This window comes from Bradyrhizobium sp. 137, assembly GCF_023074095.1.
In the GTDB taxonomy this organism is placed as follows: domain Bacteria; phylum Pseudomonadota; class Alphaproteobacteria; order Rhizobiales; family Xanthobacteraceae; genus Bradyrhizobium.
This window is the reverse complement of the sequence record NZ_JADPKU010000063.1, coordinates 188,625-205,559: the sequence shown is the minus strand read 5'-3', so window position 1 is coordinate 205,559 and position 16,935 is coordinate 188,625. Positions and strand designations below refer to the sequence as shown.

11 protein-coding genes are annotated in these 16,935 nt (G+C 64.3%); 9 read left to right on the top strand and 2 right to left on the bottom strand.

All coding sequences use genetic code 11. The features are described 5' to 3' along the window. Positions 1 to 9: 9 nt before the first annotated feature. From glp to ybaK, 6 genes are all read left to right on the top strand, one after another. Entirely contained in the window at positions 10 to 1,266 is a 1,257-nt protein-coding gene (gene glp, locus IVA78_RS20085; RefSeq protein ID WP_247415984.1) for a gephyrin-like molybdotransferase Glp, read from the top strand. Positions 1,267 to 1,312: 46 nt separating this feature from the next. Further along, positions 1,313 to 1,576 carry a sulfurtransferase TusA family protein gene (locus tag IVA78_RS20080; protein ID WP_247415982.1) on the top strand — a complete coding sequence of 88 codons (264 nt, stop codon included), beginning with the start codon at positions 1,313 to 1,315 and terminating at the stop codon, positions 1,574 to 1,576. A 315-nt stretch (positions 1,577 to 1,891) separates the two neighbouring features. After that, entirely contained in the window at positions 1,892 to 3,544 is a 1,653-nt protein-coding gene (locus IVA78_RS20075; protein ID WP_247415980.1) for an OFA family MFS transporter, read from the top strand. Positions 3,545 to 3,693: 149 nt separating this feature from the next. Then, positions 3,694 to 5,397 carry an NADH-ubiquinone oxidoreductase-F iron-sulfur binding region domain-containing protein gene (locus IVA78_RS20070; protein WP_247415978.1) on the top strand — a complete coding sequence of 568 codons (1,704 nt, stop codon included), beginning with the start codon at positions 3,694 to 3,696 and terminating at the stop codon, positions 5,395 to 5,397. After that, the gene (fdhF, locus tag IVA78_RS20065) at positions 5,394 to 8,162 is read left to right on the top strand and encodes a formate dehydrogenase subunit alpha (protein WP_247467313.1); all 2,769 of its coding nucleotides are present in this window, start codon (positions 5,394 to 5,396) and stop codon (positions 8,160 to 8,162) included. The genes IVA78_RS20070 and fdhF overlap by 4 nt, the downstream gene beginning before the upstream one ends. Positions 8,163 to 8,396: 234 nt before the next feature. Beyond that, the gene (ybaK, locus tag IVA78_RS20060; protein WP_247467311.1) at positions 8,397 to 8,870 is read left to right on the top strand and encodes a Cys-tRNA(Pro) deacylase; all 474 of its coding nucleotides are present in this window, start codon (positions 8,397 to 8,399) and stop codon (positions 8,868 to 8,870) included. A gap of 12 nt (positions 8,871 to 8,882) precedes the next feature. Here ybaK and IVA78_RS20055 read toward each other — a convergent pair whose 3' ends face one another. Then, the gene (locus IVA78_RS20055) at positions 8,883 to 9,566 is read right to left on the bottom strand and encodes a GntR family transcriptional regulator (protein ID WP_247415972.1); all 684 of its coding nucleotides are present in this window, start codon (positions 9,564 to 9,566) and stop codon (positions 8,883 to 8,885) included. A gap of 152 nt (positions 9,567 to 9,718) precedes the next feature. On the opposite strand from IVA78_RS20055, the gene tcuA reads away from it, so the two are divergent. Further along, complete coding sequence (gene tcuA / locus IVA78_RS20050; protein WP_247415970.1) at positions 9,719 to 11,110, top strand: FAD-dependent tricarballylate dehydrogenase TcuA; 1,392 nt, start codon at positions 9,719 to 9,721, stop codon at positions 11,108 to 11,110. Continuing rightward, entirely contained in the window at positions 11,097 to 12,203 is a 1,107-nt protein-coding gene (gene tcuB, locus IVA78_RS20045; protein ID WP_247415966.1) for a tricarballylate utilization 4Fe-4S protein TcuB, read from the top strand. Before tcuA ends, tcuB begins: the two co-directional genes overlap by 14 nt. A 21-nt stretch (positions 12,204 to 12,224) precedes the next feature. On the opposite strand, the gene IVA78_RS20040 is transcribed toward tcuB, so the two are convergent. After that, positions 12,225 to 15,629: an acyl-[ACP]--phospholipid O-acyltransferase gene (locus IVA78_RS20040; RefSeq protein ID WP_247415964.1), complete on the bottom strand. Its 3,405-nt coding sequence runs from the start codon at positions 15,627 to 15,629 to the stop codon at positions 12,225 to 12,227. Positions 15,630 to 16,304: 675 nt separating this feature from the next. Here IVA78_RS20040 and IVA78_RS20035 point away from each other — a divergent pair. Then, positions 16,305 to 16,925: a TetR/AcrR family transcriptional regulator gene (locus IVA78_RS20035; RefSeq protein ID WP_247280858.1), complete on the top strand. Its 621-nt coding sequence runs from the start codon at positions 16,305 to 16,307 to the stop codon at positions 16,923 to 16,925. Positions 16,926 to 16,935: the final 10 nt, after the last annotated feature.

Here is a 16,935-nt window from a genome sequence, read left to right as displayed (position 1 = left end):
CGAGGCACCATGGCGCAACTATCGGACGATTGCTTTGCCTTCGGCGGCCCGATGATGTCGGTGGATGAGGCCGTTGGCCTGATCACCACGCGCGTCAATGCGATCGCCGATCTCGAAACGGTTGCGCTCGTCGACGCGGACGGACGCGTACTGGCGCGCGACATCGCAGCGCCTTTGCCGCTGCCGCCCTTCACCAACTCCGCCGTCGATGGTTACGCCGTGCGCAACGCGGATCTTCCGCAAAGCACCGAGCAAGCGTTGCCGCTCGACGGCCGTATCCAGGCCGGCGGCCTTGCACAGGCGCCGATCAAGCCCGGCCACACCGCGCGCATCTTCACGGGCGCGCCGATGCCACTGGGCGCCGAAACCGTCTTCATGCAGGAAGATGTCCGCGTCGATAAGTCCGGCAAGGTGGTGCTGCCTCCGGGATTGAAGCCGGGTGCCAATGTCCGCCCTGCGGGCGAAGACATTCCTGAAGGGTATGTCGCGCTGCGCGCCGGGCAGCGCTTGCGGCCGCAGCATGTCGCCCTTGCGGCGGCGTTCGGCCTGACCGGCCTCGACGTCGTCAGGCGCATCCGCGTCGCAGTTTTCTCGACCGGTGACGAGCTGGCCTCGCCCGGCGAGCCGCGCGCGGCCTCGCAACTGTTCGATTCCAACCGCTTCATGCTGATGGCGATGCTGCGCCGGCTCGGCTGCGAGGTCAGCGATCTCGGCATCTTGCGGGACGAGCGTACCTCGCTTGCCCATGGCCTGAAGCAGGTTGCAGGCGATCATGACCTGATCCTCACCACTGGCGGCGTCTCCACCGGCGAGGAGGATCACGTCAAGGCGGCGGTTGAGAGCGTCGGCTCGCTGGTGCTGTGGCGGATGGCGATCAAGCCCGGCCGACCGGTGGCGATGGGCATCATCGACGGCACGCCGCTGATCGGATTGCCCGGCAATCCCGTTGCGAGCTTTGTCACCTTCGTGCATGTGGTGCGGCCGACGGTGCTGGCGCTGGCCGGTTCCCTGCCGGAGCCGCACTTGCCGATCCCTGTGCGTGCTGCGTTCACCTACAGGAAGAAAGAAGGCAGGCGCGAATATGTTCGCGCCTCCTTGCGGCGCGGAAAGGATGGCACACTGGAGGTCATCAAGTTCCCGCGCGAGGGAGCCGGGCTATTGTCCTCACTGGTGGAGACCGGTGGCCTCGTTGAGCTTGGCGAAGACATCACGCAGGTCGAACCTGGACAGGACGTAGGCTTCTTGTTCTATGCCGATCTGCTCTAGCGGTCCTTGCGTTGACGCCATCGATCGGCCCCGCCATGGTACGCCCATGACCAGAACGACGCTCGACCTCACCGGGTTAAAATGTCCGTTGCCCGCCCTGAAGACCCGAAAAGCGCTGAAGCCGTTGCAGCCCGGCGATCAGCTCGAGGTTCACTGCACCGATCCCTTGTCGGTGATTGACATTCCGAACTTGATCCGCGAGACCGGCGACACGGTGGAGATCACCGAGCGCAACGACGCGCGCATCGTGTTCTTGATAGAGAAAACAAATCGTTCGATAGAGAGTGCTAATGGTGCGTCGCGTTCTTGAGAACGTTACCGCGCTGATACCGACCATTTGTCTATCGACATCGCTCATGGCTTCTGCAAATTGGCTTTCTCCGTTCAGGCGCGGAGGTTGAGTCTTGTCTGCGACACGCTGATCGACGGGCCGCGCTCACAATGCCTGTATGTCGTATAGGGCATAGCATCCCGCCCGAAGGGTTAGCATTTCGGATGCGCGTGACGATCCTGACGCGCGTCGAATCACTGAGCGGAGCAGCAGGGACACTTGGCTGCGTCGCTGGACTGGAGATCAGGATCTTAGGGCAGGCTGCTCAGAAGGGCGGCCTCAGGGGAGGAATGCATGGCTAGTGTTGAGAGCGCCGGGACCATTTCGGGCCGTGGTGCGGGGGTTCTTGATCGCGAGCGGACCATCGCGACCGCCGGATTCAATCGCTGGCTGGTGCCGCCGGCGGCGCTGTGCATTCATCTCTGCATCGGCATGGCCTATGGCTTCTCAGTGTTCTGGCTGCCGCTTTCCCGAGCCATCGGCATCACGGCGCCGAAAGCCTGTCCGGATATGTCGCTGTGGCAAGAGCTCTTCACCACCACCTGCGACTGGAAGGTTGCGAGTCTGGGATGGATGTTCACCCTGTTCTTCGTCGTGCTCGGCGTTGCCGCCGCTGTTTGGGGCGGCTGGCTGGAGCGGGTCGGTCCGCGCAAAGCAGGCTTCGTTGCTGCGCTATGCTGGTGCGGTGGCCTGCTGCTTGGCGCGATCGGCATCTATACCCACCAGCTCTGGATCATGTGGCTGGGCTCCGGCGTGATCGGCGGCATAGGTCTTGGTCTCGGTTACATCTCGCCGGTGTCGACGCTGATCAAATGGTTTCCCGACCGCCGCGGCATGGCGACCGGTATGGCAATCATGGGTTTCGGCGGCGGCGCCATGATCGGCGCGCCATTTGCCAACCTCCTGATCAACTACTTCAAGACCTCGACCGATGTCGGTGTATGGCAGGCCTTCGTCGTCATGGCCGTCGTCTATTTCATCTTCATGACCATCGGCGCTTTCGCTTATCGCGTGACGCCGGCTGGCTGGAAGCCTGAAGGGTGGACGCCGCCGAGCGAGAAGAAGACGATGATCTCCGAGCATCATGTCCATCTCAACAACGCGCACAAGACGCCGCAGTTCTGGCTGATCTGGTGGGTGCTGTGTCTGAACGTGTCGGCGGGCATCGGCGTGATCGGAATGGCCTCTCCGATGCTCCAGGAAATCTTTGCTGGCAAGCTGATCGGACATCCGGAGCTTACCTTTGGTCAGCTCTCGGTCGAGCAGAAGACGGTTATCGCTGGAATTGCGGCGGGCTTCGCCGGCCTGCTATCGCTGTTCAACATCGGCGGCCGCTTCTTCTGGGCAACGCTGTCGGACACGATCGGCCGCAAGAACACCTACTACACGTTCTTTATTCTCGGCATCGTTCTCTACGCGCTGGCGCCGACCTTTGCGGCGATGGGCTCGAAGCTGCTCTTCGTGCTCGGCTTCGGTATCATCCTGTCGATGTATGGCGGTGGATTCGCGACCGTGCCGGCCTATCTCGCCGACATGTTCGGTACCCAGTTCGTCGGCGCCATTCACGGCCGGCTCCTGACGGCGTGGTCCACCGCAGGCATCATCGGCCCGGTCGTGGTGAACTACATTCGCGAGTTCCAACTCGCGGCGGGCGTTCCGCGCGACCAGCTCTACAACACCACTATGTACATTCTTTGTGCGATGCTGATCGCTGGCATCATCTGCAACTACTTGGTCAAGCCGGTCGATCCGAAATGGTACATGAGCGAGGCCGACGTCGCCAAATTGCAGGCGGCGAATGCGGGCGCCGCCACCGTGCAGACCGGCTCGTTCGGAATCGGCACCGGCGGCCTCGATGTCAAGGCAGCACTGTTCTGGCTCTTCGTCTGCGTTCCGCTGGCGTGGGGTGTCTACAAGACGCTCGAGAGCGCGGTTAAGATCCTCTGATCGCGCAAACCTCTTCGTGGCGTGCAGGGCATGCGGCCTTATTGGCCGCATGCCCTTAAATGCTTATTTGAGCGCAAGAATTCTCTTGGCATCTGGTATGCCAGGGACTAGGATTGGATATATTCCAAGAAGGGCTACGAGACGCAGCGATGAGCCACGACGTGCAACAGGTCCGCTCGTTCGAACATCCCGGCGAGGGCCGGAAGCGAGCCAAGGCGACCTCTAAGGGAAGACAGGTCGACCCCACGGCCGCGCACGAAATCGAGCAGCTGCTCGGCGACAGGCCGCGGCGGCGCGACCTGCTGATCGAACATCTGCACCTGATCCAGGACAAGTACCACCAGATTTCGGCCGCGCATCTCGCCGCGCTCGCCGACGAGATGAAGCTCGCCTTTGCCGAGGTGTTCGAGACCGCGACCTTTTACGCGCATTTCGACGTGGTGAAAGAAGGTGAGCCTGACATCGACCCGCTGACGATCCGCGTCTGCGATTCGCTGACCTGCGCGATGCTCGGCGGCGAGAAGCTGCTGCAAGATTTGCAGAGCGCATCGGGTCCCGGCATTCGCGTGGTACGCGCGCCCTGCGTCGGCCGTTGCGATACGGCGCCTGCCGCTGAGGTCGGCCACAACTTCGTCGACCACGCGACCGTCGCCAATGTCATGGCGGCCGCGAAGGCCGGCGACACTCACGCGCATCTGCCGAAATATGTCGATTACGACGCCTATGTTGCCGGCGGCGGCTACAAGCTGCTCAATCGCCTCCGCTCCGGCGAATTACCGAAGGACAACCTGCTGAAGGCGCTCGATGACGCTTCGCTCCGCGGTCTCGGTGGCGCCGGCTTCCCGACGGGGCGCAAATGGCGTGCGGTGCTGGGCGAACCCGGCCCGCGCTTGATGGCGATCAACGGCGACGAAGGCGAGCCCGGCACGTTCAAGGACCGCTACTATCTCGAAACCGATCCGCATCGCTTCATCGAGGGCATGCTGATCGGCGCGCATGTGGTGCAAGCCTCCGACGTCTACATCTATCTGCGCGACGAATATCCGGCCTCACGCGAGATCCTGGAGCGCGAGATCGCCAAGCTCCCGCCGGGCGGTCCGACGCTGCATATGCGCCGCGGCGCCGGTGCCTATATCTGCGGCGAGGAATCCTCACTGCTGGAGAGCATCGAAGGCAAGCGCGGCCTGCCCAGGCACAAGCCGCCTTATCCCTTCCAAGTCGGCCTGTTCGGCCTGCCGACGCTGATCAACAACATCGAGACGTTGTGGTGGGTGCGCGACATCGTCGAGAAGGGAGCCGACTGGTGGAAGGGCAATGGCCGCCATGAGCGGCATGGCCTGCGCAGCTTCTCGGTCTCGGGCCGCGTCAAGAATCCCGGCATGAAGCTCGCGCCTGCGGGCATCACCGTGCGCGAGCTGATCGATGAATATTGCGGCGGCATGGCCGACGGCCATCAATTCTACGCGTACCTCCCGGGCGGCGCGTCGGGCGGCATCCTGCCGGCGTCGATGGACGACATCCCGCTCGATTTCGGCACGCTGGAGAAATACGGCTGCTTCATCGGCTCCGCCGCGATCGTGATCCTGTCGCACAAGGACAGCGTGCGCGCAGCGGCACTAAACCTGATGAAGTTCTTCGAGGACGAGAGCTGCGGTCAGTGCACGCCGTGCCGCGTCGGAACCCAGAAGGCTGCGCTGCTGATGCAGAAGCCGGTCTGGAACCGGGCCTTGCTGGAAGAATTGAGCCAGGCGATGCGCGACGCCTCGATCTGCGGGCTCGGACAGGCGGCATCGAATCCGCTGTCCTCGGTAATCAAATATTTCCCTGACGAGTTCAAGGAAGCGGCCGAATGACCAAGATTACGTTCGAGCTCGACGGCAAGCAGGTCGAAGCGAAACCCGGCGAGACGATCTGGCAGGTGGCCCAGCGCCAGGGCCGCGAGATCCCGCACCTCTGTTATTCGCCGGCTCCCGACTATCGCCCCGACGGCAATTGCCGTGCCTGCATGGTCGAGATCGAGGGCGAGCGCGTGCTCGCGGCGTCCTGCAAGCGCACGCCGTCGGTCGGCATGAAGGTGAAGACCGAAAGCGCGCGCGCCGTCGCTGCGCAAAAAATGGTGATGGAGCTGCTCGTCGCCGACCAGCCGGCGCGTGAGACCTCGCACGATCCGGATTCCAAGTTCTGGCATTGGGCCGAGACGACGGGTGTCACCGAGAGCCGCTTCCCCGCTGCCGAGCGCTGGGCGACCGACGCGAGCCATCCGGCGATGCGCGTCAATCTCGACGCCTGCATCCAGTGCGGCCTGTGCGTGCGTGCCTGCCGCGAGGTCCAGGTCAACGACGTCATCGGCATGGCGTACCGCAATGCCGGCGCCAAGATCGTGTTCGACTTCGACGATCCCATGGGGGAATCAACCTGCGTCGCCTGCGGTGAATGCGTGCAGGCCTGCCCGACCGGCGCGTTGATGCCGGCCGTGATGCTCGACGACAAGCAAACGCGCGTCACCTATCCCGACAGGAAGGTGGATTCCCTCTGCCCGTTCTGCGGCGTCGGCTGCCAAGTGACCTACGAGGTCAAGGACGAGAAGGTGATCTACGCGGAGGGCCGCGACGGCCCCGCCAATCACAACCGCCTCTGCGTCAAGGGCCGCTTCGGCTTCGACTACATCCACCATCCGCACCGCCTGACCAAGCCGCTGGTGCGGCTGCCGAATGCGAAGAAGGATGCCAACGACCAGGTCGACCCGGCCAATCCCTTCACTCATTTCCGCGAAGCGAGCTGGGAAGAAGCGCTCGACATCGCGGCCAAGGGTCTGGTCAAGATCCGCGATGAGAAGGGCGCGAAGGCGCTGGCGGGCTTCGGCTCGGCCAAGGGTTCGAACGAAGAGGCCTATCTGTTCCAGAAGCTGGTGCGTACCGGCTTCGGTTCGAACAACGTCGATCACTGCACCCGTCTGTGTCATGCCTCGTCCGTGGCAGCGCTGTTCGAAGGCCTGAGCTCGGGCGCGGTGTCGGCGCCGTTCTCCGCAGCCATGGATGCCGAGGTCATCGTCGTGATCGGCGCAAATCCCACCGTGAACCATCCGGTCGCGGCGACCTTCATCAAGAACGCGGTCAAGCAGAACGGTGCAAAACTGTTCGTGATGGATCCGCGCCGGCAGTCGCTGTCGCGTCATGCGACCAAGCATTTGCAGTTCAAGCCGGGCTCCGACGTCGCCATGCTGAATGCGATGATCAACACGATCATCACCGAAGGCTTGACCGACGATCAATACATCGCCGGCTATACCGAAGGCTTTGACGAGCTCAAGGAGAAGATCAAGGAGTTCACGCCGGAGAAGATGGAGCCGATCTGCGGCGTCCCGGCGCAGACCTTGCGCGAGGTCGCGCGGACCTATGCGCGCGCAAAATCGTCGATCATCTTCTGGGGCATGGGTATCAGCCAGCACGTCCATGGCACCGACAATGCGCGCTGCCTGATTGCGCTGGCGCTGATCACCGGGCAGGTCGGCCGTCCCGGGACCGGCCTGCATCCGCTGCGCGGCCAGAACAACGTGCAGGGCGCCTCCGATGCCGGCCTGATCCCGATGTTCCTGCCGGATTACCAGCCGGTCGGACGCGACGACATGCGCGACGCTTTCGAGAAGCTGTGGCAACAGGATCTCGACCCCGTCCGCGGCCTGACCGTGGTCGAGATCATGAACGCCATCCACGCCGGCGAGATCAAGGGCATGTACATCGAGGGCGAGAACCCCGCGATGTCCGATCCCGACCTCCAGCACGCACGCCACGCGCTGGCCATGCTCGATCATCTCGTGGTGCAGGATCTCTTCGTTACCGAGACCGCGTTCCACGCCGACGTGATCCTGCCGGCCTCGGCCTTCGCCGAGAAGGACGGCTCCTTCACCAACACCGACCGCCGCGTGCAGCTCGCGCGCCAGGTGATCAAGCCGCCCGGCGATGCGCGGCAGGATCTCTGGATCATCCAGGAGATCGGCAAGCGCATGGGGCTGCCGTGGAATTACTCCGGCCCCGGCGACGTCTACACCGAAATGGCGGAGTTGATGCCGTCGCTGAAGAACATCACCTGGGAACGGCTGGTGCGCGAAGGCGCAGTCACCTATCCGGCCGACGCTCCCGACAAGCCCGGCAACGAGATCATCTTCACCACGGGCTTCCCGACCGCGAGCGGCCGCGGCAAGATCGTGCCGGCCAAGGTCATTCCGCCGGACGAGCTGCCCGACGCCGAATATCCGATGGTGCTGTCGACGGGCCGCGTGCTCGAGCACTGGCACACCGGCTCGATGACGCGCCGCGCGCAGGTGCTCGACCAGATCGAGCCCGAGGCGGTCGCGTTCATGTCGCCGAAGGACATGCGCAAGAAGAGGCTCGCGCCGGGCGACTTCATTCGCCTGGAGACCCGCCGCGGCGCCGTCGAGGTCAAAGTGCGCTCCGACCGCGACGTGCCGGAGAACATGGTGTTCATGCCGTTCTGCTACGCAGAGGCGGCGGCGAACCTGTTGACCAACCCGGCGCTCGATCCCTTCGGCAAGATCCCGGAATTCAAGTTCTGCGCGGCCAGGGCCGAACGCGGGGAAATGCGGGACGCTGCGGAGTAGGGGAGAGCCGCGATACGATCGCTCGGGCTGCTCCCAAATCAGTGTCATGCTCCGCGAAGGCGGGGCATCCAGTACGCCGCGGCCCATCGGTTTGATCACAGTCGTCTCGGAGTACTGGATCACCCGGTCCCGTCTCCGCGAAGCTACGCCGGGCCCCCAGTGGTGCTCGGCCGGCGTGCTGACGGCTCCCCCACAACGCTTCGCTCCTCGCAATGACGGTGGTAAATGTGACTGATGTCCAAAGCCACCCCAGCCACGCGGGCGCTTGAATCCGCCGGAGTTGCCTTCACCCTCCACACTTACGACTACGATCCCGACGCCGAGAGCATCGGGCTCCAGGCCGCCTCCGCGCTCGGTGAAGACCCGGCGCGCGTGTTGAAGACGCTGATGGCGGTGGTTGACGGCAAGCCGGTCTGCGTGATCGTCCCGTCCAACCAGGAAGTCTCCATGAAGAAGCTCGCCATCGCTGCGGGCGGCAAGTCGGCGCAGATGATGAAGCCGCCAGAGGCCGAGCGCCTGACCGGCTTCAAGGTTGGTGGTATCAGTCCGTTCGGGCAGCGGAAGGCGGTGCGCACTGTGCTCGAGCGGAGCGCGCTCGCGCATGACCAGGTTTATCTCAACGGCGGCCAGCGCGGCTTGCAGGTGCGGGTGAGGCCGGCTGATGTGCGCGACGTTCTGACGGCAGTCGTCGCGGACGTGATTGCCTGAGGCGCCTCGCGCCTATTGCTTCTGCAGCAGCTTGAGCCGGCAGCGCAGCGCCTCGCGGATATGGGCGCGCGCGAGCTGCTCGGCCTTGCCGCCGTCGCGGGCAGCGATAGCGCCGATGATGGCCTGGTGCTCGCCGTGGCTTGTCTTGGGGCGGCCTGTCACGGTGAAGGTGGTCAGTCCGAGCAGGGCGATCCAGTCCTGCAATTCGCGCGACGCATTGTCGAGGTAGCGGTTGCGCGCGGCGCGGCAGATTGCCTCGTGGAAGGCGCGGTTGAGCCGCGCCAGCTCGGCAGCGTGGCTCGCGGAGGTCTCGACAAAGGCTTGCTCGATATCGCGGAGCGCGTCGATCTCCGTGGCGGAGGCGTGTTCGGCGGCTAGGCGCGCAGCGGCGCCTTCCATGATCTCGCGCATGGCGTAGAGCTCGAGCACCTCGGATATGTCGAGATTGCGCACGATCAGCCCGCGGCCGCCGGCCGGCTCGACGAAGCCGCGTGCCGCGAGGCGTCCCAGGGCTTCGCGAACCGGGGTGCGGCTGACCTTCAGCCGCTGCGCGACCTCTTCCTCGCGCAGGCGGTCGCCGGCACGGTAGCTGCCGGCCTGAAGCGCCTCGCAGAGCGAACGGAACACCGCTTCGCCCAGCGCGACACCACCGCCGCGCGCGATCGTTCCGCCTGTCCTTGCCGGGCGTTTGGCCATTGTTCCTCGATGCGCATCCTGCCCATGCAAGACGCGCCGCTTGCGTCCCTTATGTATATCTTTGTATACAAAGGTACGCAACATCGGTCGTGCTTGGACATGGCCGCTGACGGCGGATTGTCTCTAATCTGGCGTGCCATCGGGCAGACGGTATGGGCAGCAAGTATGATGTGCTGGTGATCGGCGGCGGCAATGCCGCTCTGTGCGCAGCGATCGCCGCGCGCCGCAGTGGGGCGTCGGTGCTGGTGCTCGAGGGGGCGCCAAAATTCTATCGCGGCGGCAACACCCGTCACACCCGCAACATGCGCTGCACCCATGATGCCGCGACCGAAATCCTGACCGGCCCCTACACCGAGGAGGAGTTCTGGGAGGACCTGCTGCGCGTCACCGGCGGGCAGACCGACGAGGTGCTGGCCCGTCACATGATCCGGGAGTCCAAGGACATTCTGAACTGGATCGTCGAGCAGGGCGTGCGCTGGCAGCCCTCCCTCGGCGGCACGCTGAGCCTCGGCCGCACCAACTCGTTCTTCCTCGGCGGCGGGCGAGCGATGCTGAATGCGCTCTATCTCACCGCCGAGCAGCTCGGCGTCGAGGTCGAGTATGATGCCGAAGTCATCGACCTGGTTATCGAGCATGGCATGTTTCTCGCCGCCCGCCTCAAGCGGCCGGTCAACGGCGAGACCGAGATCCGCGCGACCTCGCTGGTGGCGGCGGCCGGCGGGTTCGAGGCCAACATCGAATGGCTGAAGCAATATTGGGGCGAGGCCGCCGACAATTTCCTGATCCGGGGCACGCCCTATAACCGCGGCTCGATCCTGAAGATGCTGCTCGATAAGGGTGTGCAGGAAGTCGGCGATCCCACACAGTGCCATGCGGTCGCGATCGACGCCCGTGCGCCGAAATTCGACGGCGGCATCATCACCCGCCATGACTCCGTCGTGTTCGGTATCGTCGTCAACAAGCATGCGCAGCGCTTTTACGATGAAGGCGAGGACATCTGGCCGAAGCGCTACGCGATCTGGGGCCGGCTGGTCGCGGCGCAGCCCGACCAAATCGCCTACATCATCTTCGACTCGACCGTGGTCACGAGCTTCATGCCGACGCTGTTTCCGCCTATCGCCGGGCAGACGGTGACCGAGCTCGCCGGCAAGTTAGATCTCGATCCGGCCGCGCTGGAGAAGACGATCACCGAATTCAACGCCGCCGTGCAGCCCGGCACCTTCGATCACACCATCCTCGATGATTGCCGCACTGAAGGCATCACGCCGCAGAAAACCCATTGGGCGCGCCGGATCGAGACGCCGCCTTATCTGGCCTATCCGGTGCGGCCCGGCATCACCTTCACCTATCTCGGCACGCGCGTGAACAAGGAGGCGCGGATGCTGATGGCTGACGGCAGGCCGTCGGCCAACATGTTCGCGGCCGGCGAGATCATGGCCGGCAACGTGCTCGGCAAGGGTTATGCCGCCGGCATGGGCATGACCATCGGCAGCGTGTTCGGGCGGATCGCAGGACGGGAAGCGGCGAAACATGCACGGAACTAGGATTTTGGACGAAGCCGACCGTCTGATGACGGTCTGCAATTCCTGCCGCTATTGCGAGGGTCTGTGCGCGGTGTTTCCGGCCATGGAGATGCGGCGCGCCTTCTCCGACGGCGACCTCAATTATCTCGCCAATCTCTGCCATGGCTGCGGCGCCTGCTATGTCGACTGCCAGTTCTCGCCGCCGCACGAATTCAACGTCAACGTTCCGAAGACGCTGGCAATTGCGCGCGCCGAGTCCTACGCAGCCTATGCCTGGCCGCAGGCGCTATCAGGGACATTTGCCCGCAACGGGCTGGTCATCAGCATCATCGCCGCGGTCAGCATGGCCGCCTTCATCCTCGGCTTCGCCATTTGGAACGACCGCAGCGTGCTGTTCGGCGTGCACACCGGACCCGGCGCGTTCTACAGGCTGATGCCCCATAACGCGATGGCCGCGCTGTTCAGCGCTGCCTTGCTTTATGCGATCCTCGCGCTCGTATTGAGCGTGCGCGCCTTCTGGCGTGACATCGGTCCGCCGATTGGCGGCCGCGCCGACGGCGGTTCGATTTTTCAAGCGATCCGCGATGCCGGCGAGCTGCGTTACCTCCATGGCGGCGGCGTCGGCTGCTACAACGAAGACGACAAGCCGACCGATCGGCGCAAGCTCTATCACCACCTGACCTTCTACGGCTTCCTGCTGTGCTTTGCGGCGACGTCCGTCGCCACGCTGTATCATTATGTGCTCGGCCGGGAGGCGCCTTATCCGTGGTGGGACCTGCCTGTCGTGCTCGGCACGCTCGGCGGCATCGGCCTGATCATTGGGCCGATCGGGCTCTTCGCCGCCAAGATGCGCCGCGATCCAGCGTTGCTCGACGAGAGCCGCTACGGCATGGACGTGGGCTTCATCGCCATGCTGTTCCTGACGGGTCTTACGGGCATGGCCCTCCTGCTCCTGCGCGAGACCTCTGCGATGGGGCCGCTGCTGGCGCTGCATCTCGGCGCGGTGTTCGCGCTGTTCATCACCATGCCCTATGGCAAGTTCGTGCACGGCATCTATCGCTTCGCGGCGCTGGTGCGTTACGCACAGGAGCGGCGTAGCGAAGCCAGCGCTTGAGAGGCTTGCCCCGATCGGTCGTCACGCCACCTCGCGCTCCGGTGCCGACGCTTGCTCGCGGGCCATTGTTGTTGCCGTGACATAGTCGGTCTTGCCGGTGCCGAGCAGCGGCACCTTGTCGACCACCATGATCGCCGCGGGAACGGTCAGCTCGGACGCTCCGAGCGCCTTGGCCTGGGCCTGCATCGCGCTGCGCTCGGCGTTCTTCTCCGTCGTCAGCAGCACGATGCGCTCGCCTTTGCGCTGGTCCGGGATCGAGACGGCGACCGATGCGGCCTGCGGCCACAGCGTCGTCGCGATGCTCTCGACCGCCGACAGCGAGACCATTTCGCCCGCGATCTTGGCAAAGCGCTTGGCGCGGCCTTTGATGGTGATGAAGCCGGCCGCGTCGATCGAAACGATGTCGCCGGTGTCGTGCCAGCCTTCTGCCAGCGGCTCGAGCACGCCGGGATTTTCAGCCCGCAAATATCCGAGCATCACGTTCGGTCCGCGCACCGAGAGGCGACCGCCGTCCTCGATGCCGGGGACCGGATCGAGCCGGCTTTCCATCAGCGGCGACAGGCGGCCGACGGTGCCCGGACGGTTGGCCATCGGCGTGTTCATCGCCAGCACCGGCGCAGTCTCGGTGACGCCATAGCCTTCGAGGATGCGGATGCCGTAGCGCTCCATGAACACCTGACGCGTCCGGTCCTTGACCGCTTCGGCGCCGGCGATCACGAGGCGCAGGGTGCGGAAGTCGTAGGCGTGCGCCGAGCGTGCATAGCCGGTGAGGAACGTGTCGGTGCCGAACAGGATGGTGGCGCCGGTCTGGTAGATCAGTTCGGGCACGATCCGGTAATGCAGCGGCGAGGGGTACATGTAGATCGGAATGCCCGCCAGCAACGGCATCATCATTCCGCCAGTCAACCCGAAGGAGTGGAACACCGGCAGCACGTTGAACACCTTGTCGTTGGCGTTGGCGTCGACCCGCGCCAACGCCTGCGCCGCGTTGGCGAGGATGTTGCGATGGGACAGCACCACGCCCTTGGGCGTTCCTTCCGAGCCCGACGTGAACAGCACGACGGCCGGATCGTTGGCCTGGCGGGTGACGCGCGGCGCGGTGCTTGCGAGCAGGCCCTGGATCTTGTCGGCCACGCCAATCGAGGCGCGGACATCCTCGAGATAGATGATTCGCGCCTCTGCGGAGATCGCCGCCATCAATTTGTCGAGCTTGCCCTTGTCGATGAAGGCTTTCGACGTCAGCACGGTCTTGACCTGCGCCGCCTTCATGGCGGCGAGCACATTGACCGGGCCGGCGGAGAAGTTGAGCATCGCAGGCACCCGGCCGATGCTTTGCAACGCCATGAAGACAACGGCGACGCCTGCCGAGTTCGGCAGCAGCACGCCGACATTCTCGCCGGCGGCGGTGCCTGCCTCGAGCTTGCGGCTCAAGACCTGCGCGCCGAGAATCAGCTTGCGATAGGTCAGCTTGGTGCCGAGCGCGTCTTCGACGATGACCTTGCCGGTGTCGCGGTCGCGATAGGCGTGGCCGAGCGCCTCGAACAGCGTCTGATCGAGCATCGCGTTCTTCACGAGAGCATCGATCATCACGTCCTGGAGCGCGCTGCCGGCGGCGTTGCGGCGCGCCTTGCCCTTCAGCGACGGGTCGACCGGAAGCTTGACCGGCGGCAGGATGGTGACCGTCACCCGCGGAAACCAGGAGCGCTTGATCTGGCTGCTATTGAGATAGCTGAGATGCGAGCGCTGCGCGCCCTCGATGCGGACGGGCACGACCACCGCGTCGGCCTTGTCAGCGATCATCGCGGTGCCGTCATAGACCTTCATCAGCGAGCCCGAGACGGTGATGCGTCCTTCCGGGAAGATCACGACCGGCTCACCGGCGGCGACGAGCTTGATCAGGTCGCGCGCAGCCAGTGGCTTGGTTGGATCCATGGTGTAGTGCTTGACCACGCGCAGGAACGGCTTGGCCCACCAGGCCTTCGAGATGCCGGTATCCACCGCGAAACTCGCGTCGATCGGCAGCACGGCGTGCAGCAGCGGACCGTCGATCAGACTGACATGGTTGGGCGCGATCAGCATGCGCGTGCCTGACGGCGGCAGGTTTTCGAGCCCGCGAATTTCGGTGCGGAACAGCGCGCGGAACAGCAGTCCGCCGAAGTCGCGCACGCCCTCCTTGCCCCACTTGGTCAGCACGAACCACACCGCGCCGAAGCTCGCGACTCCGAGGCCGAAGAAGATCCAGCCGACATGGAGGCCGGCCGCCTGCAACAGCGCGACGAACAGCGAGCCGACCACCATGAAGGCCGCCTGCAGCACGTTGCCGGCGGCGATGATGCGGGCGCGCTCGGACGGCGCCGACCAGGCCTGAACAGCCGCAAATGAGGGAACGACAAACAAGCCACCGCCGAATGCAAAAGCGACGAAGTCGATCATCATGCGCAAGCCCGCGAACGAGGTTGCGAAACCGGCCGCGGTGATGTCCTGACCCCTGGTGGTCACGCCGATAGCCCAGGCGAGATCGAGGCCAGAACATCCCATGATGATGGCGCCGATCGGCACGAGAGCGAGGTTCGGGCGAACGTGGCTGAGGCTGGCGGCGAACAGCGAGCCGACGGCGATGCCGATCGCGAAGATCGCAAGACACAGCGTCACCACGCCCTCGGTGCCGCCCACGACGTCCTTGACCAGCGCCGGCAGCAGCGACAGCACGATGGCGCCGACGAGCCAGAACCAGGAGACGATCACGGTGCCGTCCCACAGCCGATGGTCTGCGTGCAGGGTCCTAAGCAGGCTGAGCGTCGAGGTCCAGGGATTGGCGGTGACGGGCAGATCGGGCGCAGACGGCGTGGTCGCCGGAATGCGGGAGGCGAAGGCCCAGGACAACAGGGCCAGCACGACCACGGCCGACGCGACCCACCCCATATGCGCGGAGCCGGCCACGAACTGGCCGCCGGCGACGGTGCCGAGCAGGATGGCCATGAAGGTTGCGCCTTCGACCAGTGCGTTGCCGGTCGCGAGCTCGCCGAGCTCGAGCTGGTCCGGCAACATGGCGTATTTCACCGGGCCGAACATGGCGGCGATGATGCCGAACAGCGCGAGCGCTGCGAACAGCAGCGGCACTGAGTGCAGGAAGAAGCCGGCGGCCGCAAAGCAAGCGGCGAAGATCTCGGCGAATTTGAGCCGCCTTGCGACGACGGATTTGACGTATTTGTCGGCGAGCTGGCCACCGAGCCCGGACAGGATGAAATAGGGGAAGATGAAGACGGCGCCTGCGATCGTCACCAGAGCATCGCCATGGCCGGTCGCGGCACTGTAAAGCAGGATGATGACGAGTGCGTTCTTGAGCACGTTGTCATTGAGCGCCGAGAAGAATTGCGCCCAGAAGAGCGGCGCGAAGCGGCGTGACGACATCAATTCCCTGATCATGACTAGTCCTGTTTTGGAAAGGCAGCCTGAGATTTACGTTGTGGGTTAAGCGTCACGACCGGAAGGGTATGGGATGAGTGATTGCAGGGCGACGACGGTTGCCGGCCTGCTTCGTCGCCTCGATTCTTCCGATCCTGTTGGTCTCCAAGTGGTCTCGTTAGGTTCGCAAATATCTGAGCGCGACCGCAGTTCGGGCGAGATGGCCGCGCTTGCCGGATATCGCGCCGGTTCTGAGGAAAAGCTGAACCGCATCGCCGAAGTCCGCCAGATCGACCGCCAATGTCCGGAGATGGTGAGTCCTTCGTTGCAACCCGATCTTGCATTCGAGCCGATCGGAACGTGCCGGCTGTGCCTGTCTCAGGTGAGATGGGAGAGGTGGCGAAAGGGCGAGAGGCGGCCGAGCAGGCTGAACCGGCGGCCCTCGAGACGCCCACGGGCACGGTTGGCCCGCCACATCCGGAAGGTCGCGCGCCGCTCAGTAAGCACGCCGGCGATGTCGCAGGCATTTGCGACGCGATCGATCGGAGTCATGGCGAACCGCAGCAGGGCGTGGCCAAAGCCGGTCACGAGAGCTGCGGCGTCATCGACGAAGGTGGCGGCGATATCAAAAGCGAGGGTTTGCATTTTGCAGGTCTCCGGGCTAATTTGAACAATGTTCACATGGGTAGCCTGAAAATGAACAATGTTCAAGAAAAATCACTGCGCGGGCAGAAAAAAAGTGGGCGACGGCTCCAGATCGTGGAGATCGCCCGGGGCATCATTTCAGCTAAGGGGCTGAAATCATTGAAGGTCCGTGATGTCGCGGAAGCCGCCGGTTGCTCGGTCGGCAGCGTCTATAACGAGTTCGGCGACTTCGATGGGGTGATCCTGACCGTCAATCGGGAGACGGTTCAGGCGCTCACAGCGCGGCTCCGCGGAGTTCCTGCCAAGGATCCCGTCCGTCAGCTCTATGGCCTTGCCGCGACCTATCTCGACTTCTTTGCTGAGCACGCCAATTTGCTGCGCTCGTTGTTCGAGCATCGGATGGAGGACGATCGCCCTTATCCGGACGACATCCTTCAGATGGTCATGGACGCCTTCGCGCTGATGCATCCACCGCTGGTGCGGCTATTGCCGGATGCGAATGACGTGGAGATCGCGCTTTTGTCGCGTACGCTGTTTTCGGCCGTGCATGGAATCATCTCGCTCGGCCTCGAGGAGCGCATGGTGGCCGTGCCGCCGCAGATGCTGCGTCAGCAGATCGAGCAGTTTCTCGACGCCCATCTCGCCGGCCTTGGAATTTTGCCTCGACGGTGACGGCGCGGGC

Bases quoted from the DNA above. Each gene is read 5' to 3' on its own strand.
- IVA78_RS20080 (WP_247415982.1), top strand. From the start codon at position 1,313: ATGACCAGAACGACGCTCGACCTCACCGGGTTAAAATGTCCGTTGCCC.
- IVA78_RS20040 (WP_247415964.1), bottom strand. From the start codon at position 15,629: ATGATCAGGGAATTGATGTCGTCACGCCGCTTCGCGCCGCTCTTCTGG.
- tcuB (WP_247415966.1), top strand. From the start codon at position 11,097: ATGCACGGAACTAGGATTTTGGACGAAGCCGACCGTCTGATGACGGTC.
- IVA78_RS20055 (WP_247415972.1), bottom strand. From the start codon at position 9,566: ATGGCCAAACGCCCGGCAAGGACAGGCGGAACGATCGCGCGCGGCGGT.
- IVA78_RS20070 (WP_247415978.1), top strand. From the start codon at position 3,694: ATGAGCCACGACGTGCAACAGGTCCGCTCGTTCGAACATCCCGGCGAG.
- fdhF (WP_247467313.1), top strand. From the start codon at position 5,394: ATGACCAAGATTACGTTCGAGCTCGACGGCAAGCAGGTCGAAGCGAAA.
- IVA78_RS20075 (WP_247415980.1), top strand. From the start codon at position 1,892: ATGGCTAGTGTTGAGAGCGCCGGGACCATTTCGGGCCGTGGTGCGGGG.
- glp (WP_247415984.1), top strand. From the start codon at position 10: ATGGCGCAACTATCGGACGATTGCTTTGCCTTCGGCGGCCCGATGATG.
- ybaK (WP_247467311.1), top strand. From the start codon at position 8,397: ATGTCCAAAGCCACCCCAGCCACGCGGGCGCTTGAATCCGCCGGAGTT.
- IVA78_RS20035 (WP_247280858.1), top strand. From the start codon at position 16,305: ATGAACAATGTTCAAGAAAAATCACTGCGCGGGCAGAAAAAAAGTGGG.
- tcuA (WP_247415970.1), top strand. From the start codon at position 9,719: ATGGGCAGCAAGTATGATGTGCTGGTGATCGGCGGCGGCAATGCCGCT.